The sequence below is a fragment of the Streptomyces sp. NPDC013317 genome, from assembly GCF_055563155.1.
The window spans coordinates 118,550-135,245 of sequence record NZ_JBVHDX010000018.1; the positions used below are offsets into that span (position 1 = coordinate 118,550).

The following is a 16,696-nucleotide window of genomic DNA, read 5'->3' on the forward strand; positions in this document are numbered from 1 at the left end:
TCGGCCCGTACCGGCGCCCACGCCCCTCCACGACCTCGGCCGGAGCCGGTGCATATGCCCTCTTGACCTGCCAGGCATCCGGCCTCACGATCGCGCCCATGGGACTTCGGGTGACGCTCGTCGCAGCGGCGCGCAGCTCCTCGCTGCTCGCCGAGCGCTTCGACGACGACCGGCCGCTCGACGAGGCCGGCTGGTACGAGGTGCAGCTCGCCGCGCACTCTCTGGTCCCGCTCGGCGCGGCCGAGCTGCGCTACTGCTCCCCGACGCCCCGCAGCCGGGCCACCGGCACCGCGCTCGGCTACGCGCCGCTCGCCCAGCCCGCCCTGCGCGACTGCGACATGGGCCGCTGGCGCGGACTGACCCTCGCCGAGGTCGCGGCCCTCGAACCCGCCGCCGTCGACGCCTGGCTCTCCGACCCGCGCATCGCCCCCCACGGCGGCGAGACGCTCCTGGCCTTCATCTCGCGCATAGGGGGCTGGCTCGACACCCGCCCCGCCGACGACGGCACCATCGTCGCGGTCGCCGAACCAGCTGTCGTCCGCGCCGCCCTGGTGTACGCCCTGAAGGCCCCGCCCTCCACGTTCTGGAACGTGGACGTCCGCCCGCTCTCCACCGTCACCCTCACGGGCCGCCCCGGCCTCTGGCACCTCCACCTCCAGGCGGCGGTCGGCTGAACCGGCGGCCGCGGAGGAGCGCTCCCGGCGCCCGCCGGTGCCGCTCGCCGTCCCGCCACCGGGGCCGGGAGAGGGGCCGCGACCGGCTAGCCTGAGAGCACGATGAACCGTTTGACCACGTCATGGGGCGAGTTCCCGCTCACCCGATTCCCCGAGGACCCGCGCGACCCGCTCCGAGCCTGGGACGCGTCCGACGAGTACCTGCTGCACCACCTCGCCGAGACGGACACCGACCTGTCCGGCACGGTCGCCGTCGTCGGCGACCGCTGGGGCGCCCTCGCGACGGCCCTGGCCGCCCGCCGCCCGGGCACGCTCGCGCAGATCTCCGACTCCTACCTCGGCCGTCGGGCGACCGTGGAGAACCTGGCCCGCTCCGGGGCCGCCCCGGACGCCGTGCGGCTCCTCACCACCCAGGACGCGCCGCCCGAGCGGATCGACGTGCTGCTCGTCCGCGTCCCCAAGAGCCTCGCGCTTCTGGAGGACCAGCTGCACCGGCTCGCGCCCGCCCTGCACGAGGGCACCGTGGTCGTCGGGACCGGCATGGTCAAGGAGATCCACACCTCCACGCTCCAGCTCTTCGAGGCGATCCTCGGCCCCACCCGCAGCTCGCTCGCGGTGAAGAAGGCCCGGCTGATCCTCTGCACCCCGGACCCCGCGCGCGACCGTGCGGCCAACCCCTGGCCGTACCGGTACGAACTCCCCGCCGACGCCGGGATCGTCGCCGGGCGGACCGTGGTCAACCAGGCCGGGATCTTCTGCGCCGACCGCCTCGACATCGGCACCCGCTTCTTCCTGAAGCACCTGCCGACGGGCCTCGGCCGGGCCCGTGTGGTCGACCTGGGCTGCGGCAACGGCGTCGTCGGTCTCTCCGTCGCGCTCGCCGAGCCCGAGGCCGAACTGGTCTTCGCCGACGAGTCGTACCCGGCCGTCGCCTCCGCCGAGGAGAACTTCCGTCGCCACGCCGCCCCCGGCCGCACCGCCGAGTTCGTCGTCGGGGACGGGACGGCCGAGCTGGCGACGGAGTCGGTGGACCTCGTCCTGAACAACCCGCCCTTCCACAGCCACCAGGCCACCACCGACCGCACCGCCCGCCGGATGTTCACCGACGCGCGGCGCGTCCTGCGGCCGGGCGGCGAACTGTGGGTCGTGGGCAACCGGCACCTCGGCTACCACGTGACGCTGCGCCGGATCTTCGGCTCCTGCGAACTGGTCGCGAGCGACCCGAAGTTCGTTGTCCTGAGGGCCGTCAGGCGGTCGGGCGGCGCTGCCCGGCGGCCCGCCCGGGCGACGGCGGCCGGCGCACCGGCACCCGACGCATGACGCGCACGGGGTGACGCCCGAGTGGGCGCCACCCCGTGCGGAGCGCGGGCTCGGGCAGCCGGATCCGCGCGACCCGCTCGGCCTGGCGCAGTGGCGCACGCCCGTCGAGCAGCCGGTCGGCGCGCCGCGCCACGCCCCGGGCCGTCGTCGCCGGCAGAAGCCGGGCGCCGACCGACGCGGCCAGGCCCCGGACGCATCGGATCAACCGTCGGAGCCACCGCTGCCGGCCTCGGAACCCGCACCTCGCACGCGCCGCCGGGCGACGCGGACGAGCCGTGCCGCCTCCGACGTCGTACGGCCCGTGAGGCGGGCGACGTCGGGCAGGGGCAGGTCGAACAGATCGTGCAGCACGAAGGCCAGGCGCTCGTCAGGGGCGAGGGACTCCAGGACCACGAACAACGCGAGCGCCACCCCGTCCGCGAACTCCACCCGCCCGTCCGCGTCCCGCCCGTCCGCGCCCCGCCCGTCCGCGTCCGGCCCGCCCGCGTCCCGCCCACCCCCGTCCTGCACCTCGGCGTCCCGCCCCCGCGCGTCCCGCCCACCCCCGTCCTGCACGTCGGCGTCCCGCCCCCGCCCCCGCGCGCCCGCGTCCAGCCCGCGACCTTCCCGTCCGCACCCCTCCCGCCGTGCCCGCAGCCGCTCCACGCACACCCGCGCGACGACCGTCGTCAGCCAGCCGTCGATCTCCCCGAGCCCGGCCGACCTGGCCCTGCCCAGGGCCTCCGCCGCCTCGCGCCGCGAGCCCAGCATCCGCAGGGCGACGCCCCGCAGCCGCTCCTCGTGGATGTCGAACCGCCGGGCCAGAAACGCGTGGCCGTCGTCCATGGGCGCATCACTCCTCCTCGTACGTGTACCAGGAGATGACGTGTCAAACGCCGGCGGTGTGACCGTCCTGGAGCGGGCTGCGCTGGTGCGGAACAGTGGGGGCGGAGCGGGGCGGCCGGCCGAGCCGTACGGGCACGCCGGGCGAGTACAGCACGCTGACCGGGGCCTCGCGGGGCGCGGGCAGGCCGGCCGAGGCGAGCAGGTTCTCGTCGCAGGCGAGCAGCTCCGCGCGGTACAGCGGCCAGCGCGGATGGTCGTTGGCCAGATACGCCGCCCCGCCGAAGAACGCGTTGTGCATGCCCCACCGGGCGGTGAGGAAGTGCTCCAGCTCGGTGGGCTCCTCGATCCGCGCGCCCCTGGCCACGGTGAGACGGCTGTGCGCCCCGCGCGGGCCGGGCCAGCGGCGGGAGCTGGTGTAGTCGACCGTGTCGCCGTCGGTGCGGACGCCCATCCGGGACCAGAGGTACGGCAGCCGGAAGCCGACCCGGCCCATCACGACGGGGATCAGCCGGGAAGCGTCCATGGACCGGAACACGACACCGCGTCGCCCCTGGGCGTCGACCGAGTACAGGCGCACGTTGGTCTCGGGGAAGGAACCGAGGTACGGCACTCCCGGCAGCCGGAGCCAGCCGACCCGGTGCATCCGGAAGGCGACGAGCCCGACGTAGGTGACGCCCTCGTGCGTGTCGGGCACGGTGCCGGTCGGCAGGAGCGGGGCCACCACCGCGGGGTCGACGGCCCAGTGCACGAAGGAGAGGTCGAGCCACTCCTGGGTGAGCAGCGGCGCGCGAACGGGGGCCGGGGTGTCGGGTGTGATGGCGTGGGGCGCGACGATGTGGGGCGGGGCGGAGGACGGCGGGCGCACCACGCAAGCATCGCAGACCAGCCGGATGTGTCGGACCGGTCTGCCATGCTGGACGACGTGACGCTCGACGACCTGAAGCGCCTCCGCCGCGCCCGCGACACCATGGACCGTGACTACGCGCGGCCGCTGGACGTCCAGGCGCTGGCCGAGGTCGCCCTGATGTCCGCCGGCCACTTCTCCCGCAGCTTCCGCGCGGCCTTCGGGGAGACGCCGTACAGCTACCTGATGACGCGCCGCGTCGAGCGTGCCAAGGCGCTGCTGCGGCGTGGGGACCTGAGCGTGACGGAGGTCTGTTTCGAGGTCGGCTGTACGTCCCTCGGCTCCTTCAGCTCACGCTTCACCGAACTGGTCGGCGAGAGCCCCAGCGCCTACCGCGCACGTTCCCACGAGGCCGCCGCCGCGGTCCCCGCCTGCGTGGCGAAGATCCACACCCGCCCGGTCAGGAACGGGCCCGCGGGCGCCATGGACGCCCCGTAGGCGCCACGGACGGCCGGTGGCGGCGCACCGTGGAAAAAGGAAAGGCAAGGAGGTCTCGCACTCCTTGCCACTCTCAACATATAGCGCACAGGGGGCCTTGCGGCAAGGCCCCCGTCGTGGCGCAGAATGACCGACCTGAGCCAGGGACCTGCGCGGATGAGGCGTTTGCGCGGACTCCGCGGGATGTGCGGAGCAGCGGCCGGCCAGAGACGTGAACGGGCGAGTGGGGCGGTTTTTCGAATGACGGACGTGATCATCGCCGGCGGTGGGCCGACGGGCTTGATGCTCGCCGCCGAGCTGCGGCTGCACGGCGTGCGGGTGGCCGTGCTGGAGAAGGAGACGGAGCCGACCGCGCAGTCCCGTGCGCAGGGACTGCACGTGCGCAGCATCGAGGTGATGGAGCAGCGCGGTCTGCTGGAGCGGTTCCTCCCGCTCGGCAAGCAGATCACTGCCGGCGGCTTCTTCGCCGGTCTCAGCGACAGCTGGCCGGAGCGCCTGGACACGGCGCACTCGTACGTCCTCGGCATCCCGCAGCAGATCACGGAGCGCCTGCTGGCCGAGCGCGCCACCGAACTCGGCGCCGAGATCCGGCGCGGCCGCGAACTGGTCGGGCTGAGCCAGGACGAGGACGGCGTGACCGTCGAACTGGCCGACGGCGACCGGCTCCGCTCGCGCTACCTCGTGGGCTGTGACGGTGGCCGCAGCACGGTGCGCAAGCTGCTCGGCGTGGACTTCCCGGGCGAACCCTCGACGGTCGAGACGCTGCTCGGCGAGATGGAGCTGACCGCGTCGCCCGAGGAGCTGGCGGCCGTGATGGCAGAAGTCCGCAAGACACACCTGAGGTTCGGCGCCATGCGCCAGGCGGACGGGACGTACCGCGTCATCGTGCCGGCGGAGGGGGTGGCCGAGGACCGTACGACCGCGCCGACGCTGGAGGAGTTCAGGCAGCAGCTCCGGGCCTACGGCGGCACCGACTTCGGGGCGCACTCCCCGCGCTGGCTCTCCCGCTTCGGCAACGCCACCCGGCTCGCCGAGCGTTACCGGAGCGGCCGTGTGCTGCTGGCGGGCGACGCGGCCCACATCCACCCGCCGACGGGCGGGCAGGGGCTCAACCTCGGCATCCAGGACGCGTTCAACCTCGGCTGGAAGCTGGCCGCCGAGGTCGCCGGCTGGGCGCCGGAGGGGCTCCTCGACAGCTACCACACCGAGCGTCACCCGGTGGCCTCCGAGGTGCTGGACAACACGCGCGCGCAGATGGAGCTGATGTCCACCGAGCCGGGGGCCCAGGCTGTGCGCCGGCTGATGGCGGAGCTGACGCGCATCGACGAGGTGAACCGGTACCTGATCGAGAAGATCACCGGCATCGGGATCCGCTACGACTTCGGTGAGGGGCACGAACTGCTCGGCCGGCGGCTGCGGGACGTGCGGCTGAAGGGCGGCCGGCTCTACGAGCTGACGCACGGCGGCCGCGGCCTGCTCCTCGACCAGACCGGACGCCTCTCGGTGGACGGCTGGGCGGACCGGGTCGACCACGTCGTCGACGTCAGCGAGGAAGTGGACGCCCCCGCGGTACTGCTACGCCCGGACGGGCACGTGGCCTGGGTGGGCGAGGACCAGCAGGATCTCGTGCGCCATCTGCCCACGTGGTTCGGAGCCGCGGCCGGCTGACCCGGTCCACGGCCCGGTCCGCCGACCGGCCCGGTCCACCGGCCGGCCCGGTCCACGACGCGGTCCGGTCCACCGGCCGGTCCGGTCCACCGGCCGGCCCGGTCCACGACGCGGTCCGGGCGAGGTCCGTAGGCAAGTCCTACCCGTCGGAACCGGCGGGGTGGGTCTGGGGGCCGGGCTCGCGCAGGCGTACGGCGAGCGCGGCGATGTCGTCGTCGAGGCGCCCTCTGCTGTGCCGCAGGAGGTCGCGGTGGAGCGCCGTGAGCAGCTCGCCCGGGGGTGTCGGCGGCTGTCGGCGCATCCAGGCCGCCAGCGGGAAGAACTCGCCGTCGCGGGCCCGGGTCTCGGCGACCCCGTCGGTGTAGAGGAGCAGCAGGTCGCCGGGGGTGAAGTCGAAGGTGTCGACGCTGTAGTGATCCCCGATCAGCTCCGCGAGACTGAGCAGGGGTGAGGGCGCGGCGGACTCGAGGGCGCGGAGTCGCGCGCGGTTCAGGAGCAGGGGCGGCGGGTGCCCGCAGTTGAGGATGTCGATGCGGCGCCCCTCGTGCGGGACCTGCACGAGCAGGGCGGTGGCGAAGCGCTCCATCGACCCGTCTGGGGGAAAGGCGGCGTTGTAGCGGCTGCTGCTGGCGTCCAGCCTGCGCGCGATGTCGACCATGTCGGGTTCGCCGTACGCCGCCTCCCGGAAGGCGTTGACGATCGCCGCGGCCGCCCCGACGGCCGGCAGGCCCTTGCCCCGTACGTCGCCGATGAGCATGCGGACCCCGAACGGCGTGTCGACCACCTCGTAGAAGTCCCCGCCGATGCGGGCCTCCGCCGCGGCCGCCAGGTACAGGGACTCGATCTCGACGTTGGCGAAGCGCCGCGGCATGGGGCTCAGCACCACCTGCTGCGCCGCGTCGGCGACCAGCCGCACCTGGAAGAGGGTGCGCTCGCGCTGGAGCCGGACGTGGCTCCCGTACGCGGCGGCCACGGTGACCCCGACGATCCCGGCGCACGTCCACCACGTGCCGAGGTCGGGGAAGACGAGGCTGAGGCCGATCATCAGCAGGAGGCAGACCGTCCCGAGCAGCACGGTGGGGAGGACCGGCCACATGGACGCGGCGAGGGCAGGCGCCGCGGGCAGGAGGCGGCTGAAGGCCATCTCCGGCGGAGTGGCGTAGGCCAGGCTGGCGATCACCACGGTCAGAATGACCGGCGACAGCCGCACAAACCACCCCCGGCCGGAGCGCCGAGGGAGCCGCAGCCGTCCAGACTCGATCACGCTTCTCAGACTATCCGCGCAAGGAGGGCGAAGCGCTCTGGCGGGACGGCGACCAGCTTTGCATAAAACTGCGGAGCTGCGTATAGTCATGCCATCAATGGAGGAGGTTCCGATGACGGTACGAGCAGCAGTGGCAGGCGCGAGCGGGTATGCGGGTGGTGAGCTTCTGCGTCTGCTCCTCGCCCACCCCCACGTCGAGATCGGGACCCTGACGGGGCACTCCAACGCCGGTCAGCGGCTCGGCGCGCTCCAGCCGCATCTGGTGCCGCTCGCCGACCGGGTCCTCGCGCCGACCACCCCCGAGGCGCTCGCCGGACACGACGTCGTCTTCCTCGCGCTTCCGCACGGGCAGTCCGCCGCCGTCGCCGAGCAGCTCGGTCCGGACGTCCTCGTCGTCGACATGGGGGCCGACTTCCGGCTCGGGGACTCCGCCGACTGGGAGACCTTCTACGGCTCCCCGCACGCCGGCACCTGGCCCTACGGCCTCCCGGAACTGCCGGGTGCCCGCGCCGCCCTGGAGGGGTCCAAGCGCATCGCGGTGCCCGGCTGCTACCCCACCGCCGTCTCGCTCGCGCTCCTCCCCGCGTACGGGAGCGGCCTCGCCGAGCCCGAGGCGGTGATCGTCGCCGCCACCGGCACCTCCGGCGCGGGCAAGGCCCTCAAGCCGCACCTGCTCGGCAGCGAGGTCATGGGCTCGATGTCCCCGTACGGCGTCGGCGGCGGCCACCGGCACACCCCCGAGATGATCCAGAACCTCAGCGCCGTGGCCGGCGAACGGGTGGAGGTCTCCTTCACACCGACCCTCGCCCCCATGTCCCGCGGCATCCTCGCCACCTGCTCCGCGAAGGCGAAGCCGGGCGTCACCGCCGAGACCGTGCGCGCCGCGTACGAGAAGGCCTACGCGGACGAGCCCTTCGTCCATCTGCTCCCGGAGGGGCAGTGGCCCGCGACGGCGTCCGTATACGGTTCCAACGCCGTCCAGGTCCAGGTCGCCCACGACCCGGCGACCCACCGGATCATCGCGATCAGCGCCATCGACAACCTGGCCAAGGGCACCGCCGGCGGCGCGGTGCAGAGCATGAACATCGCCCTCGGGCTCCCTGAGGACACCGGACTTTCCACGATTGGAGTCGCTCCATGAGCGTCACCGCAGCGAAGGGATTCACGGCAGCGGGCATCGCCGCCGGAATCAAGGAGAACGGCAACCCGGACCTGGCCCTCGTGGTCAACGACGGGCCCCGCCGCGCCGCCGCGGGCGTCTTCACCTCCAACCGCGTCAAGGCCGCGCCCGTCCTGTGGTCGCAGCAGGTCCTGACCGGCGGCGAACTGGCGGCGGTCGTCCTCAACTCCGGTGGCGCCAACGCCTGTACGGGCCCCCAGGGCTTCCAGGACACCCACGCGACGGCCGAGAAGGTCGCCGAGGTCCTCGGCGCGCGGGGCCGGGAGATCGGCGCCGGCGAGGTCGCCGTCGCCTCGACCGGCCTCATCGGTCTGCTGCTCCCCATGGACAAGGTCCTGGCCGGCGTCGAGAAGGCCGCGGGCGAGCTCTCCGAGTACGGCGGCGAGAAGGCCGCCATCGCCATCAAGACCACCGACACCGTCCACAAGACCTCCGTCGTCGCCAAGGACGGCTGGACGGTCGGCGGCATGGCCAAGGGCGCGGGCATGCTCGCTCCCGGCCTCGCCACCATGCTCGTCGTCCTCACGACCGACGCCGACGTCGAGAGCAAGGATCTCGACGCGGCGCTGCGCCGCTCCACCAAGGTCACCTTCGACCGGGTCGACTCCGACGGATGCATGTCCACCAACGACACCGTCCTCCTGCTCGCCTCCGGCGCTTCGGGCATCACGCCCGCCCAGGACGAGTTCGCGGAGGCCGTGACGGCCGTCTGCGACGACCTGGCCCGCCAGCTCATCGGCGACGCCGAGGGCGCGAGCAAGGACATCCGTATCGAGGTGGTCAACGCCGCGACCGAGGACGACGCCGTCGAGGTGGGCCGCTCCATCGCCCGCAACAACCTCCTCAAGTGCGCCATCCACGGCGAGGACCCCAACTGGGGCCGGGTGCTCTCCGCCATCGGCACGACCGCCGCCGCCTTCGACCCGGACCGGCTGAACGTCGCCATCAACGGCGTCTGGGTCTGCAGGAACGGCTCGGTGGGCGAGGACCGGGACCTCGTCGACATGCGCTTCCGGGAGGTCACCATCACCGCCGACCTCGCCGCCGGCTCCGAGACCGCCGTCATCTGGGCCAACGACCTCACCGCGGACTACGTCCACGAGAACAGCGCCTACTCGTCATGACCGGAACCCGTAAGCACACCGCGCTCCCCAAGGCCGAGATCCTCATCGAGGCCCTGCCCTGGCTGACCCGACACCACGGCAAGACGGTCGTCATCAAGTTCGGCGGCAACGCCATGATCGACGACGAGCTCAAGGCGGCCTTCGCCCAGGACGTCGTCTTCCTGCGCCACGCCGGCCTCAAGCCGGTCGTCGTGCACGGCGGCGGCCCGCAGATCAGCGCCGCGCTGGACCGGCACGGCATCGTGAGCGAGTTCAAGGCCGGCCTGCGCGTCACCACCGAGGACGCCATGGACGTCGTACGGATGGTCCTGGCGGGCCAGGTCCAGCGCGAGCTCGTCGGGCTGCTCAACCAGCACGGACCCTTCGCCGTCGGCATGACCGGCGAGGACGCGCACACCATCAGCGCCACCCGGCACCAGCCGCTGATCCAGGGCGAGCAGATCGACATCGGCCGGGTCGGCGAGATCACCGCCATCGACACCGGCGCCATCGAGGCGCTCCTGGAGGACGGCCGCATCCCGGTCATCTCCTCCATCGCCCGCTCCGAGGACGACGGACATGTCTACAACGTCAATGCTGATACGGCGGCTGCGGCTCTCGCTGCGGCGCTGGGCGCCGAGACCCTGATGGTCCTGACCGACGTCGAGGGCCTCTACGAGGACTGGCCGAACAGCGACGAGGTCATCAGCCGGCTCACCGCGAGCCAGCTGGAGAAGCTGCTCCCCGAGCTGTCCAGCGGCATGGTCCCCAAGATGGAGGGCTGTCTGCACGCGGTGCGGAACGGGGTCACCACGGCCCGGGTCATCGACGGGCGCGTCCAGCACTCGATCCTGCTGGAGATCTTCACCGACTCGGGCATCGGCACGATGGTCGTGCCCGACGAGACGACGGGGGAAACGAAGTGAGCGACACGGAACAGGGCAACGCCCGACAGGGCAACGCGGAACTGAGCCGGCGGTGGCAGGGCTCGCTCATGCACAACTACGGCACGCCGAAGCTGTCCCTGGTGCGCGGCGAGGCCGTCAAGGTCTGGGACGCCGACGGAACGGAGTACCTCGACCTCGTCGGCGGCATCGCCGTCAACGCGCTCGGCCACGCCCATCCGGCGATCGTCGAGGCGGTGTCGCGGCAGATCGCGACGCTCGGCCATGTCTCCAACCTCTTCGTCGCCGAACCGCCCGTCGCGCTCGCCGAGCGGCTGCTCCAGCTCTTCGGCCGGCCGGGCAGGGTCTTCTTCTGCAACTCCGGCGCCGAGGCCAACGAAGGCGCCTTCAAGATCGGCCGGCTGACCGGCCGCACGCACATGGTCGCCACCCAGGGCGGCTTCCACGGCCGGACCATGGGCTCGCTCGCCCTCACCGGACAGCCCGGCAAGCAGACCCCGTTCCTGCCGCTCCCGGGAGACGTCAGCCACGTCCCGTACGGAGACGTCGAGGCCCTGCGCGCCGCGGTCACCGAGGAGACCGCGCTGGTGATCATCGAGCCGATCCAGGGCGAGAACGGCGTCGTCGTGCCGCCCGTCGGCTATCTCCAGGCCGCTCGCGAGATCACCCGTGCCACCGGCACCCTGCTCGTCCTCGACGAGGTCCAGACGGGCATCGGGCGGACCGGCCACTGGTTCGAGTACCAGGGCCACGAGGGGGTCGACCCCGACATCGTGACCCTGGCCAAGGGTCTCGGCGGCGGTCTGCCGCTCGGTGCGACCGTCGCCTTCGGCGAGGCGGCCGAGCTCTTCGAGCCCGGCCACCACGGCACGACCTTCGGCGGCAACCCGGTCGCCTGCGCCGCCGGACTGGCCGTGATCGACACCCTCGCGGCTCACGGAACGCTGGACGAGGTGAAGCGGCTCGGCGAGAAGCTGCGCAGCGGAATCGAGGGCCTGGGCCACCCGCTGGTCTCCCACGTCCGTGGTGCGGGCCTCCTGCTGGGTATCGTGCTCACCGAGTCCCTCGCGCCCCAGGTGCAGCAGGCGGCTCAGGACGCCGGTCTCCTGGTGAACGCGCCCGCCCCCGATGTCGTTCGGCTCATGCCGGCGCTGATCATCGGAGACACTGAAGTGGACGCGTTCCTCGCGGCCCTCCCCGGTGTCCTCGACGGAGCGGTGAACGGGGAAGGACGAACCGGAGAATGAGACGACGATGACCGACGCGCAGGAAACCGAGCACTGGGCGTCCCCCCAGGCGGAGCCCGGGGGAGGACCGTCCGTTCCGCAGACCCGTACCGCCCGCCACCGCAGGATCGTCGACATCCTCAACCGGCAGCCGGTCCGCTCCCAGAGCCAGCTCGCCAAACTCCTCGCGGACGACGGGCTGAGCGTCACCCAGGCGACGCTCTCCCGCGACCTCGACGAGCTCGGCGCGGTGAAGATCCGCAACACGGGCGGCGAGCTGATCTACGCGGTCCCCAGCGAGGGCGGCTTCCGCACCCCGCAGGCGCCGCTCGGCGAGTCCGCCAAGGAGGAGCGCATGCGGCGCCTCTCCGGCGAGCTGCTGATCTCCGCCGAGGCCTCCGCCAACCTGGTGGTGCTGAGGACTCCGCCCGGCGCGGCCCAGTTCCTGGCGTCGGCCATCGACCAGGCCGAACTCCACGCGATCCTCGGCACGATCGCGGGCGACGACACCCTTCTCCTGATCTCCCGCGACCCGCTGGGCGGCCAGGCGCTCGCCGACCACCTGCTGCGGCTGGCCCAGAACGACCGCTAGCGGTCCGGGGAAGCTCCGATCGCCGCCGGCACGATCCTCGTGCCGGCGGCGAGGTGCGTGCGGCCTCAGTGACCCGGCAGCGGCGGCAAGGGGAGCGGCAGCCCCGGAAGCCCGTCCATGCTGGTCGCGATGTGCTCCTTCTTCCCGAAGTACGCGCTCAGTGAGGCGTCGTCCTCCCGCGCGAACCGCCTGGCGTGCAGGTCGCGGTCCTCGTCGTACGTCATGAAAGGCACGCCGTAGCCGCAGGAGTCCCGGATCGTCTCCGCCGTGACGACGACGATCGCGCGCAGCCCGTGCTGCGTGACGTCGACGCCGGGGAAGTGCGCCATCAGCCCCTCCCACCGGGGGTCGTCGCGGAACACCGGCTCGCCGCGTCCATGCACCCGGACGATGTTCGGGGGCCCCTGGAAGGCGCACCACATGAGGGTGATCCGGCCGTTCTCCCGTAGATGGGCGACGGTCTCGGCGGTGGATCCGGCGAAGTCGAGGTAGGCGACGGTCTGTTCGTCGACGACGGCGAAAGAGCCGGTGACGCCCTTGGGGGAGAGGTTGACCGTGCCGTCGGCGTCGAGCGGAGCGGTGGCGGTGAAGAAGACCGGCTGCGCCTCTATGAAGGCGCGGAGTCGTCCGTCGATGCGTTCGTGCGTCTTTCCCATGCCCTCATTCTGCTCCCGGGAGTTCAGCGCCTTCGCGGCCCCCTCTCGGGCAGGCGCGAGTCGTTGCCCGATCATGCGGCGGGCCCGAGCGCCGATCTTCGGATCCTGGTCGTCGGTGAGCGCGCGTGCCGCTTCCAGGCAGTCGGGCCCGCCCTGAGCCTGCGGTAGCCGCAGGGCGGCCTTCCGCTCGGGTGAGGGCCTGCCGGCCGAGGTGCGGTGACGCGGGGTGAAGCGCGCCCCCGTCGCTCAACTCTGCGGCGGGCACCCGGTCCACGTGCGGCAGCAGTGCCGTCCGCTTTCGTACCGGTTCGGCCCCCGTCCGGGCAGCGGATCGCGACCAGGGGCAACAGGGGACCGTGTCCCTCGCCCGGTCGAGGGCCGCCTCGCGGACCTGGCCGTCGGGGGCGCAGAGCGCCAGGGCGAGTGCGGAGGTACCGGGCGGAGTGCGAGACGGGTCCCACGTCGGGCTGTTCCAGTCCCAGCGCAGACGGCGCCCGGTCAGCCAGTCGTGGCCGGGAGCCTTCGCCTAGGAAGTCGTCACGCTTCCCGCCAGCCGTTTTCCGGCCGCATTGACAAAACATACGGAGGACTGCATAGTTATGCCTATCAACGCTTGCAAGGTAAGGAGAAGCCCGTGACCGAGCGTGTCGTACTCGCCTACTCCGGCGGCCTGGACACCTCCGTCGCCATCGGCTGGATCGCCGAGGAGACCGGTGCCGAGGTCATCGCCGTCGCCGTCGACGTCGGTCAGGGCGGCGAGGACCTGGACGTCATCCGCAAGCGCGCCCTCGACTGCGGTGCCGTCGAGGCCGAGGTCGCCGACGCCAAGGACGAGTTCGCCGACGAGTACTGCCTCCCGGCGATCAAGGCCAACGCCCTGTACATGGACCGGTACCCGCTGGTCTCCGCTCTCTCCCGCCCCGCGATCGTCAAGCACCTCGTGGCAGCCGCCAGGAAGCACGGCGCCGGCATCGTCGCCCACGGCTGCACCGGCAAGGGCAACGACCAGGTCCGCTTCGAGGCCGGCATCCAGGCCCTCGGCCCCGACCTGACGTGCATCGCCCCGGTCCGCGACTACGCCATGACACGCGACAAGGCCATCGCCTTCGCGGAGAAGGCGCGGCTCCCGATCGCGACCACCAAGAAGTCCCCGTACTCCATCGACCAGAACGTCTTCGGGCGCGCCGTCGAGACCGGGTTCCTGGAGGACATCTGGAACGCGCCGATCGAGGACATCTACGAGTACACCGCGAACCCGGCCACCCCGCGCGAGGCCGACGAGGTCGTCATCTCCTTCAAGGAGGGCGTCCCGGTCGCTCTCGACGGCACGCCCGTCACCGTCCTCCAGGCGATCCAGCAGCTCAACGAGCGCGCCGGAGCCCAGGGCGTCGGCCGGATCGACATCGTCGAGGACCGGCTCGTCGGCATCAAGTCCCGTGAGGTCTACGAGGCTCCCGGCGCGATCGCCCTGATCACCGCGCACCAGGAGCTCGAGAACGTCACCGTCGAGCGCGAGCTGGCCCGCTACAAGCGGCAGGTCGAGCAGCGCTGGGGCGAGCTGGTCTACGACGGCCTCTGGTTCTCCCCGCTCAAGCGCGCTCTGGACGGCTTCGTCCACGAGGCGAACCAGCACGTCACCGGAGACATCCGGATGACCCTGCACGGCGGCCGCGCCGTCGTCACCGGCCGGAGGTCCGAGGAGTCGCTGTACGACTTCAACCTCGCGACCTACGACTCGGGCGACACGTTCGACCAGTCCAAGGCGCAGGGCTTCATCGACGTCTTCGCGCTCTCCGCGAAGATCGCCGCACGACGTGACCTCGCCTGACCACGATTCGTTCCACAGCCGCCTCCCCACCGCAGGGACCGGGGAGGCGGCCTGTTATCCACCTCCTGAGGAGCAGTAGCTGTGAGCAGCAACAACGGTGACGTCCGGCTCTGGGGCGGCCGTTTCGCCGACGGGCCGGCCGAGGCCCTCGCGAAGCTGTCCGCGTCGGTCCACTTCGACTGGCGGCTGGCCCCCTACGACATCGCCGGTTCCCGCGCCCACGCGCGCGTGCTCCACAAGGCGGGGCTGCTCACCGAGGACGAGCTGACGCGCATGCTCGAGGGCCTGGACCGGCTGGAGGCCGACGTCGCCGACGGCTCCTTCGTCGGCACCATCGCCGACGAGGACGTCCACACCGCCCTGGAGCGGGGCCTCCTGGAGCGCCTCGGCCCCGACCTCGGCGGCAAGCTGCGCGCCGGCCGGTCCCGCAACGACCAGGTCGCCACCCTGTTCCGGATGTACCTGCGCGACCACGCCCGGATCATCGGCGGGCTCGTCGCCGATCTCCAGGACGCCCTCGTCGGGCTCGCCGAGGCGCACCCGGACGTCGCGATGCCGGGCCGTACGCACCTCCAGCACGCCCAGCCGGTGCTCTTCGCCCACCACGTCCTCGCCCACGTCCAGTCCCTCTCCCGGGACGCCGAGCGGCTGCGGCAGTGGGACACCCGTACGGCGGTCTCTCCGTACGGCTCCGGCGCCCTGGCCGGCTCCTCCCTCGGGCTCGACCCGGAGGCGGTCGCCAAGGACCTCGGCTTCGAGCGGGGCTCGTCGGGCAACTCCATCGACGGCACGGCCTCGCGTGACTTCGTCGCCGAGTTCGCCTTCATCACCGCGATGATCGGGGTCAACCTCTCCCGGATCGCGGAGGAGATCATCATCTGGAACACGAAGGAGTTCTCCTTCGTGACCCTCCACGACGCCTTCTCCACCGGCTCGTCGATCATGCCGCAGAAGAAGAACCCGGACATCGCCGAGCTGGCCCGGGGCAAGTCCGGCCGCCTCATCGGCAACCTCAGCGGACTGATGGCCACGCTCAAGGCCCTGCCGCTCGCCTACAACCGCGATCTCCAGGAGGACAAGGAGCCGGTCTTCGACTCCTGCGACCAGCTGGAGGTCCTGCTCCCCGCCTTCACCGGCATGATGGCCACGCTCACCGTCAACCGGGAGCGCATGGAGGAGCTGGCCCCGGCCGGCTTCTCGCTCGCGACCGACATCGCCGAGTGGCTGGTCAAGCAGGGTGTGCCGTTCCGGGTGGCGCACGAGGTGGCCGGCGAGTGCGTGAAGGTCGCCGAGGCGGAGGGGAAGGAGCTGGACGAGCTCACGGACGACCAGTTCGTGAAGATCTCCGAGCACCTGACCCCCGAGGTCCGCACGGTCCTCAACGTGCCGGGTGCGCTGGCCTCCCGTGACGGCCGGGGCGGTACGGCCCCGTCGGCGGTCGCCGCGCAGCTGGTCGAGGTCAAGGCCGATCTGGTGATCCAGCACGCCTGGGCCACCGCCAAGAAGTAGCCCCCAGAAGCGTCACAGCGCCGCCGCCCACTCCGCGAGCGCGTCGAAGTCCGGCCGGGTCAGCCCGATCCGCTCGTCGACGCGCAGCAACAGGGCGGCGGCGAGGTGGTTCCGCTCCACGTACTCGCGGTCGTACGACGTGATGTCGTCGTCGATCCAGGCGAACGGCCGCCCCGCCGCGTACTCCAGGATGTACTGCGTCTTCCAGAAGGTCCCGCGAGGGGCCTTTCCGTGCATCTGGGGCCAGTCGACGAAGGTCAGCTCCGGCAGCCCGATCCGCGGCCCGATCCAGTCGTTCGCCTCGCCCTTCCAGGTCGTCGCCCAGACCAGCTCGTACGCCTCCGCGAGCGCGAGAAGCTCGACCCCGTGCGCCGGGTTCAGCCATACCCGCAGCGGCTTCGACTCGGTCCAGGCGCTCGGACGCATCCGGTGCGTGGCGTAGCCCTCAGGACGACGCTCTCGCTGTGCCGCATAGGGGTTCAACGGGCCGTCCACATCGATCAGCAGCAGGGGCATCTCAATAACCGGTGTCAAGCGGTAGGGGCATCGGCGTGGAGTGGGTGAAGGTGCGTTTGTCGCGCAGCATGGCCCACAGAACATCGAC

Annotated in this window: 16 protein-coding genes; 11 read left to right on the forward strand and 5 right to left on the reverse strand. The window is 72.1% G+C overall.

The genetic code is table 11. The features are described from left to right. The first annotated feature begins 98 nt into the window (after positions 1-98). On the forward strand, positions 99-674 hold the full coding sequence (locus tag ACZ3IJ_RS32910) for a histidine phosphatase family protein (RefSeq protein WP_391799669.1): 576 nt from the start codon (positions 99-101) through the stop codon (positions 672-674). A gap of 102 nt (positions 675-776) precedes the next feature. Then, a complete protein-coding gene (locus tag ACZ3IJ_RS32915; protein ID WP_467474293.1) occupies positions 777-1,994 on the forward strand; it encodes a methyltransferase in 1,218 nt (405 codons plus the stop codon). A 201-nt stretch (positions 1,995-2,195) separates the two neighbouring features. Here the strand turns inward: ACZ3IJ_RS32915 and ACZ3IJ_RS32920 are convergent, their stop codons facing one another. Next, positions 2,196-2,819, reverse strand: a complete 624-nt coding sequence (locus ACZ3IJ_RS32920; RefSeq protein ID WP_467474295.1) for a sigma factor-like helix-turn-helix DNA-binding protein — start codon at positions 2,817-2,819, stop codon at positions 2,196-2,198. A gap of 43 nt (positions 2,820-2,862) precedes the next feature. Then, entirely contained in the window at positions 2,863-3,687 is an 825-nt protein-coding gene (locus tag ACZ3IJ_RS32925; RefSeq protein ID WP_467474297.1) for a YqjF family protein, read from the reverse strand. A gap of 42 nt (positions 3,688-3,729) precedes the next feature. Here ACZ3IJ_RS32925 and ACZ3IJ_RS32930 point away from each other — a divergent pair, with 42 nt between their 5' ends. Together ACZ3IJ_RS32930 and rox are read left to right on the forward strand one after the other, a co-directional pair. Beyond that, a complete protein-coding gene (locus tag ACZ3IJ_RS32930; protein WP_467474300.1) occupies positions 3,730-4,161 on the forward strand; it encodes a helix-turn-helix domain-containing protein in 432 nt (143 codons plus the stop codon). A gap of 240 nt (positions 4,162-4,401) precedes the next feature. Continuing rightward, entirely contained in the window at positions 4,402-5,829 is a 1,428-nt protein-coding gene (gene rox, locus ACZ3IJ_RS32935) for a rifampin monooxygenase (protein WP_467474304.1), read from the forward strand. Positions 5,830-5,968: 139 nt separating this feature from the next. Here rox and ACZ3IJ_RS32940 read toward each other — a convergent pair whose 3' ends face one another. Further along, positions 5,969-7,093: a PP2C family protein-serine/threonine phosphatase gene (locus tag ACZ3IJ_RS32940; protein WP_467474307.1), complete on the reverse strand. Its 1,125-nt coding sequence runs from the start codon at positions 7,091-7,093 to the stop codon at positions 5,969-5,971. 112 nt (positions 7,094-7,205) lie between these two features. On the opposite strand from ACZ3IJ_RS32940, the gene argC reads away from it, so the two are divergent. From argC to ACZ3IJ_RS32965, 5 genes are read left to right on the forward strand one after another with little or no spacing between them, the layout of a single operon-like run. Beyond that, the gene (gene argC / locus ACZ3IJ_RS32945; protein WP_467474309.1) at positions 7,206-8,234 is read left to right on the forward strand and encodes an N-acetyl-gamma-glutamyl-phosphate reductase; all 1,029 of its coding nucleotides are present in this window, start codon (positions 7,206-7,208) and stop codon (positions 8,232-8,234) included. Beyond that, positions 8,231-9,397 carry a bifunctional glutamate N-acetyltransferase/amino-acid acetyltransferase ArgJ gene (gene argJ, locus ACZ3IJ_RS32950; protein ID WP_467474311.1) on the forward strand — a complete coding sequence of 389 codons (1,167 nt, stop codon included), beginning with the start codon at positions 8,231-8,233 and terminating at the stop codon, positions 9,395-9,397. Before argC ends, argJ begins: the two co-directional genes overlap by 4 nt. Continuing rightward, a complete protein-coding gene (gene argB / locus ACZ3IJ_RS32955) occupies positions 9,394-10,302 on the forward strand; it encodes an acetylglutamate kinase (protein WP_467474314.1) in 909 nt (302 codons plus the stop codon). The genes argJ and argB overlap by 4 nt, the downstream gene beginning before the upstream one ends. Next, positions 10,299-11,528 carry an acetylornithine transaminase gene (locus tag ACZ3IJ_RS32960; protein WP_467474317.1) on the forward strand — a complete coding sequence of 410 codons (1,230 nt, stop codon included), beginning with the start codon at positions 10,299-10,301 and terminating at the stop codon, positions 11,526-11,528. Before argB ends, ACZ3IJ_RS32960 begins: the two co-directional genes overlap by 4 nt. Before the next feature lie 7 nt (positions 11,529-11,535). Beyond that, positions 11,536-12,099, forward strand: coding sequence for an arginine repressor (locus ACZ3IJ_RS32965; protein WP_391799680.1), 564 nt, complete (start codon positions 11,536-11,538; stop codon positions 12,097-12,099). Between the two features lie 65 nt (positions 12,100-12,164). On the opposite strand, the gene ACZ3IJ_RS32970 is transcribed toward ACZ3IJ_RS32965, so the two are convergent. Further along, positions 12,165-12,755, reverse strand: coding sequence for a pyridoxamine 5'-phosphate oxidase family protein (locus ACZ3IJ_RS32970; protein WP_467474323.1), 591 nt, complete (start codon positions 12,753-12,755; stop codon positions 12,165-12,167). A gap of 634 nt (positions 12,756-13,389) precedes the next feature. Between ACZ3IJ_RS32970 and ACZ3IJ_RS32975 the strand changes: the two genes are divergently transcribed. Both ACZ3IJ_RS32975 and argH read left to right on the forward strand, forming a co-directional pair. Continuing rightward, positions 13,390-14,583 carry an argininosuccinate synthase gene (locus tag ACZ3IJ_RS32975; protein WP_467474325.1) on the forward strand — a complete coding sequence of 398 codons (1,194 nt, stop codon included), beginning with the start codon at positions 13,390-13,392 and terminating at the stop codon, positions 14,581-14,583. Between the two features lie 81 nt (positions 14,584-14,664). Continuing rightward, positions 14,665-16,092: an argininosuccinate lyase gene (gene argH, locus ACZ3IJ_RS32980; protein WP_467474327.1), complete on the forward strand. Its 1,428-nt coding sequence runs from the start codon at positions 14,665-14,667 to the stop codon at positions 16,090-16,092. 12 nt (positions 16,093-16,104) lie between these two features. On the opposite strand, the gene ACZ3IJ_RS32985 is transcribed toward argH, so the two are convergent. Then, the gene (locus ACZ3IJ_RS32985; protein WP_467474331.1) at positions 16,105-16,608 is read right to left on the reverse strand and encodes an HAD domain-containing protein; all 504 of its coding nucleotides are present in this window, start codon (positions 16,606-16,608) and stop codon (positions 16,105-16,107) included. Positions 16,609-16,696 lie beyond the last annotated feature (88 nt).

Excerpts from the sequence above, each read along its gene's own strand:
- ACZ3IJ_RS32915 (WP_467474293.1), top strand. The coding sequence starts at position 777 with ATGAACCGTTTGACCACGTCATGGGGCGAGTTCCCGCTCACCCGATTC.
- ACZ3IJ_RS32965 (WP_391799680.1), top strand. The coding sequence starts at position 11,536 with ATGACCGACGCGCAGGAAACCGAGCACTGGGCGTCCCCCCAGGCGGAG.
- argC (WP_467474309.1), top strand. The coding sequence starts at position 7,206 with ATGACGGTACGAGCAGCAGTGGCAGGCGCGAGCGGGTATGCGGGTGGT.
- argB (WP_467474314.1), top strand. The coding sequence starts at position 9,394 with ATGACCGGAACCCGTAAGCACACCGCGCTCCCCAAGGCCGAGATCCTC.
- ACZ3IJ_RS32985 (WP_467474331.1), bottom strand. The coding sequence starts at position 16,608 with ATGCCCCTGCTGCTGATCGATGTGGACGGCCCGTTGAACCCCTATGCG.
- ACZ3IJ_RS32920 (WP_467474295.1), bottom strand. The coding sequence starts at position 2,819 with ATGGACGACGGCCACGCGTTTCTGGCCCGGCGGTTCGACATCCACGAG.
- argJ (WP_467474311.1), top strand. The coding sequence starts at position 8,231 with ATGAGCGTCACCGCAGCGAAGGGATTCACGGCAGCGGGCATCGCCGCC.
- ACZ3IJ_RS32970 (WP_467474323.1), bottom strand. The coding sequence starts at position 12,755 with ATGGGAAAGACGCACGAACGCATCGACGGACGACTCCGCGCCTTCATA.
- ACZ3IJ_RS32910 (WP_391799669.1), top strand. The coding sequence starts at position 99 with ATGGGACTTCGGGTGACGCTCGTCGCAGCGGCGCGCAGCTCCTCGCTG.
- ACZ3IJ_RS32930 (WP_467474300.1), top strand. The coding sequence starts at position 3,730 with ATGCTGGACGACGTGACGCTCGACGACCTGAAGCGCCTCCGCCGCGCC.
- rox (WP_467474304.1), top strand. The coding sequence starts at position 4,402 with ATGACGGACGTGATCATCGCCGGCGGTGGGCCGACGGGCTTGATGCTC.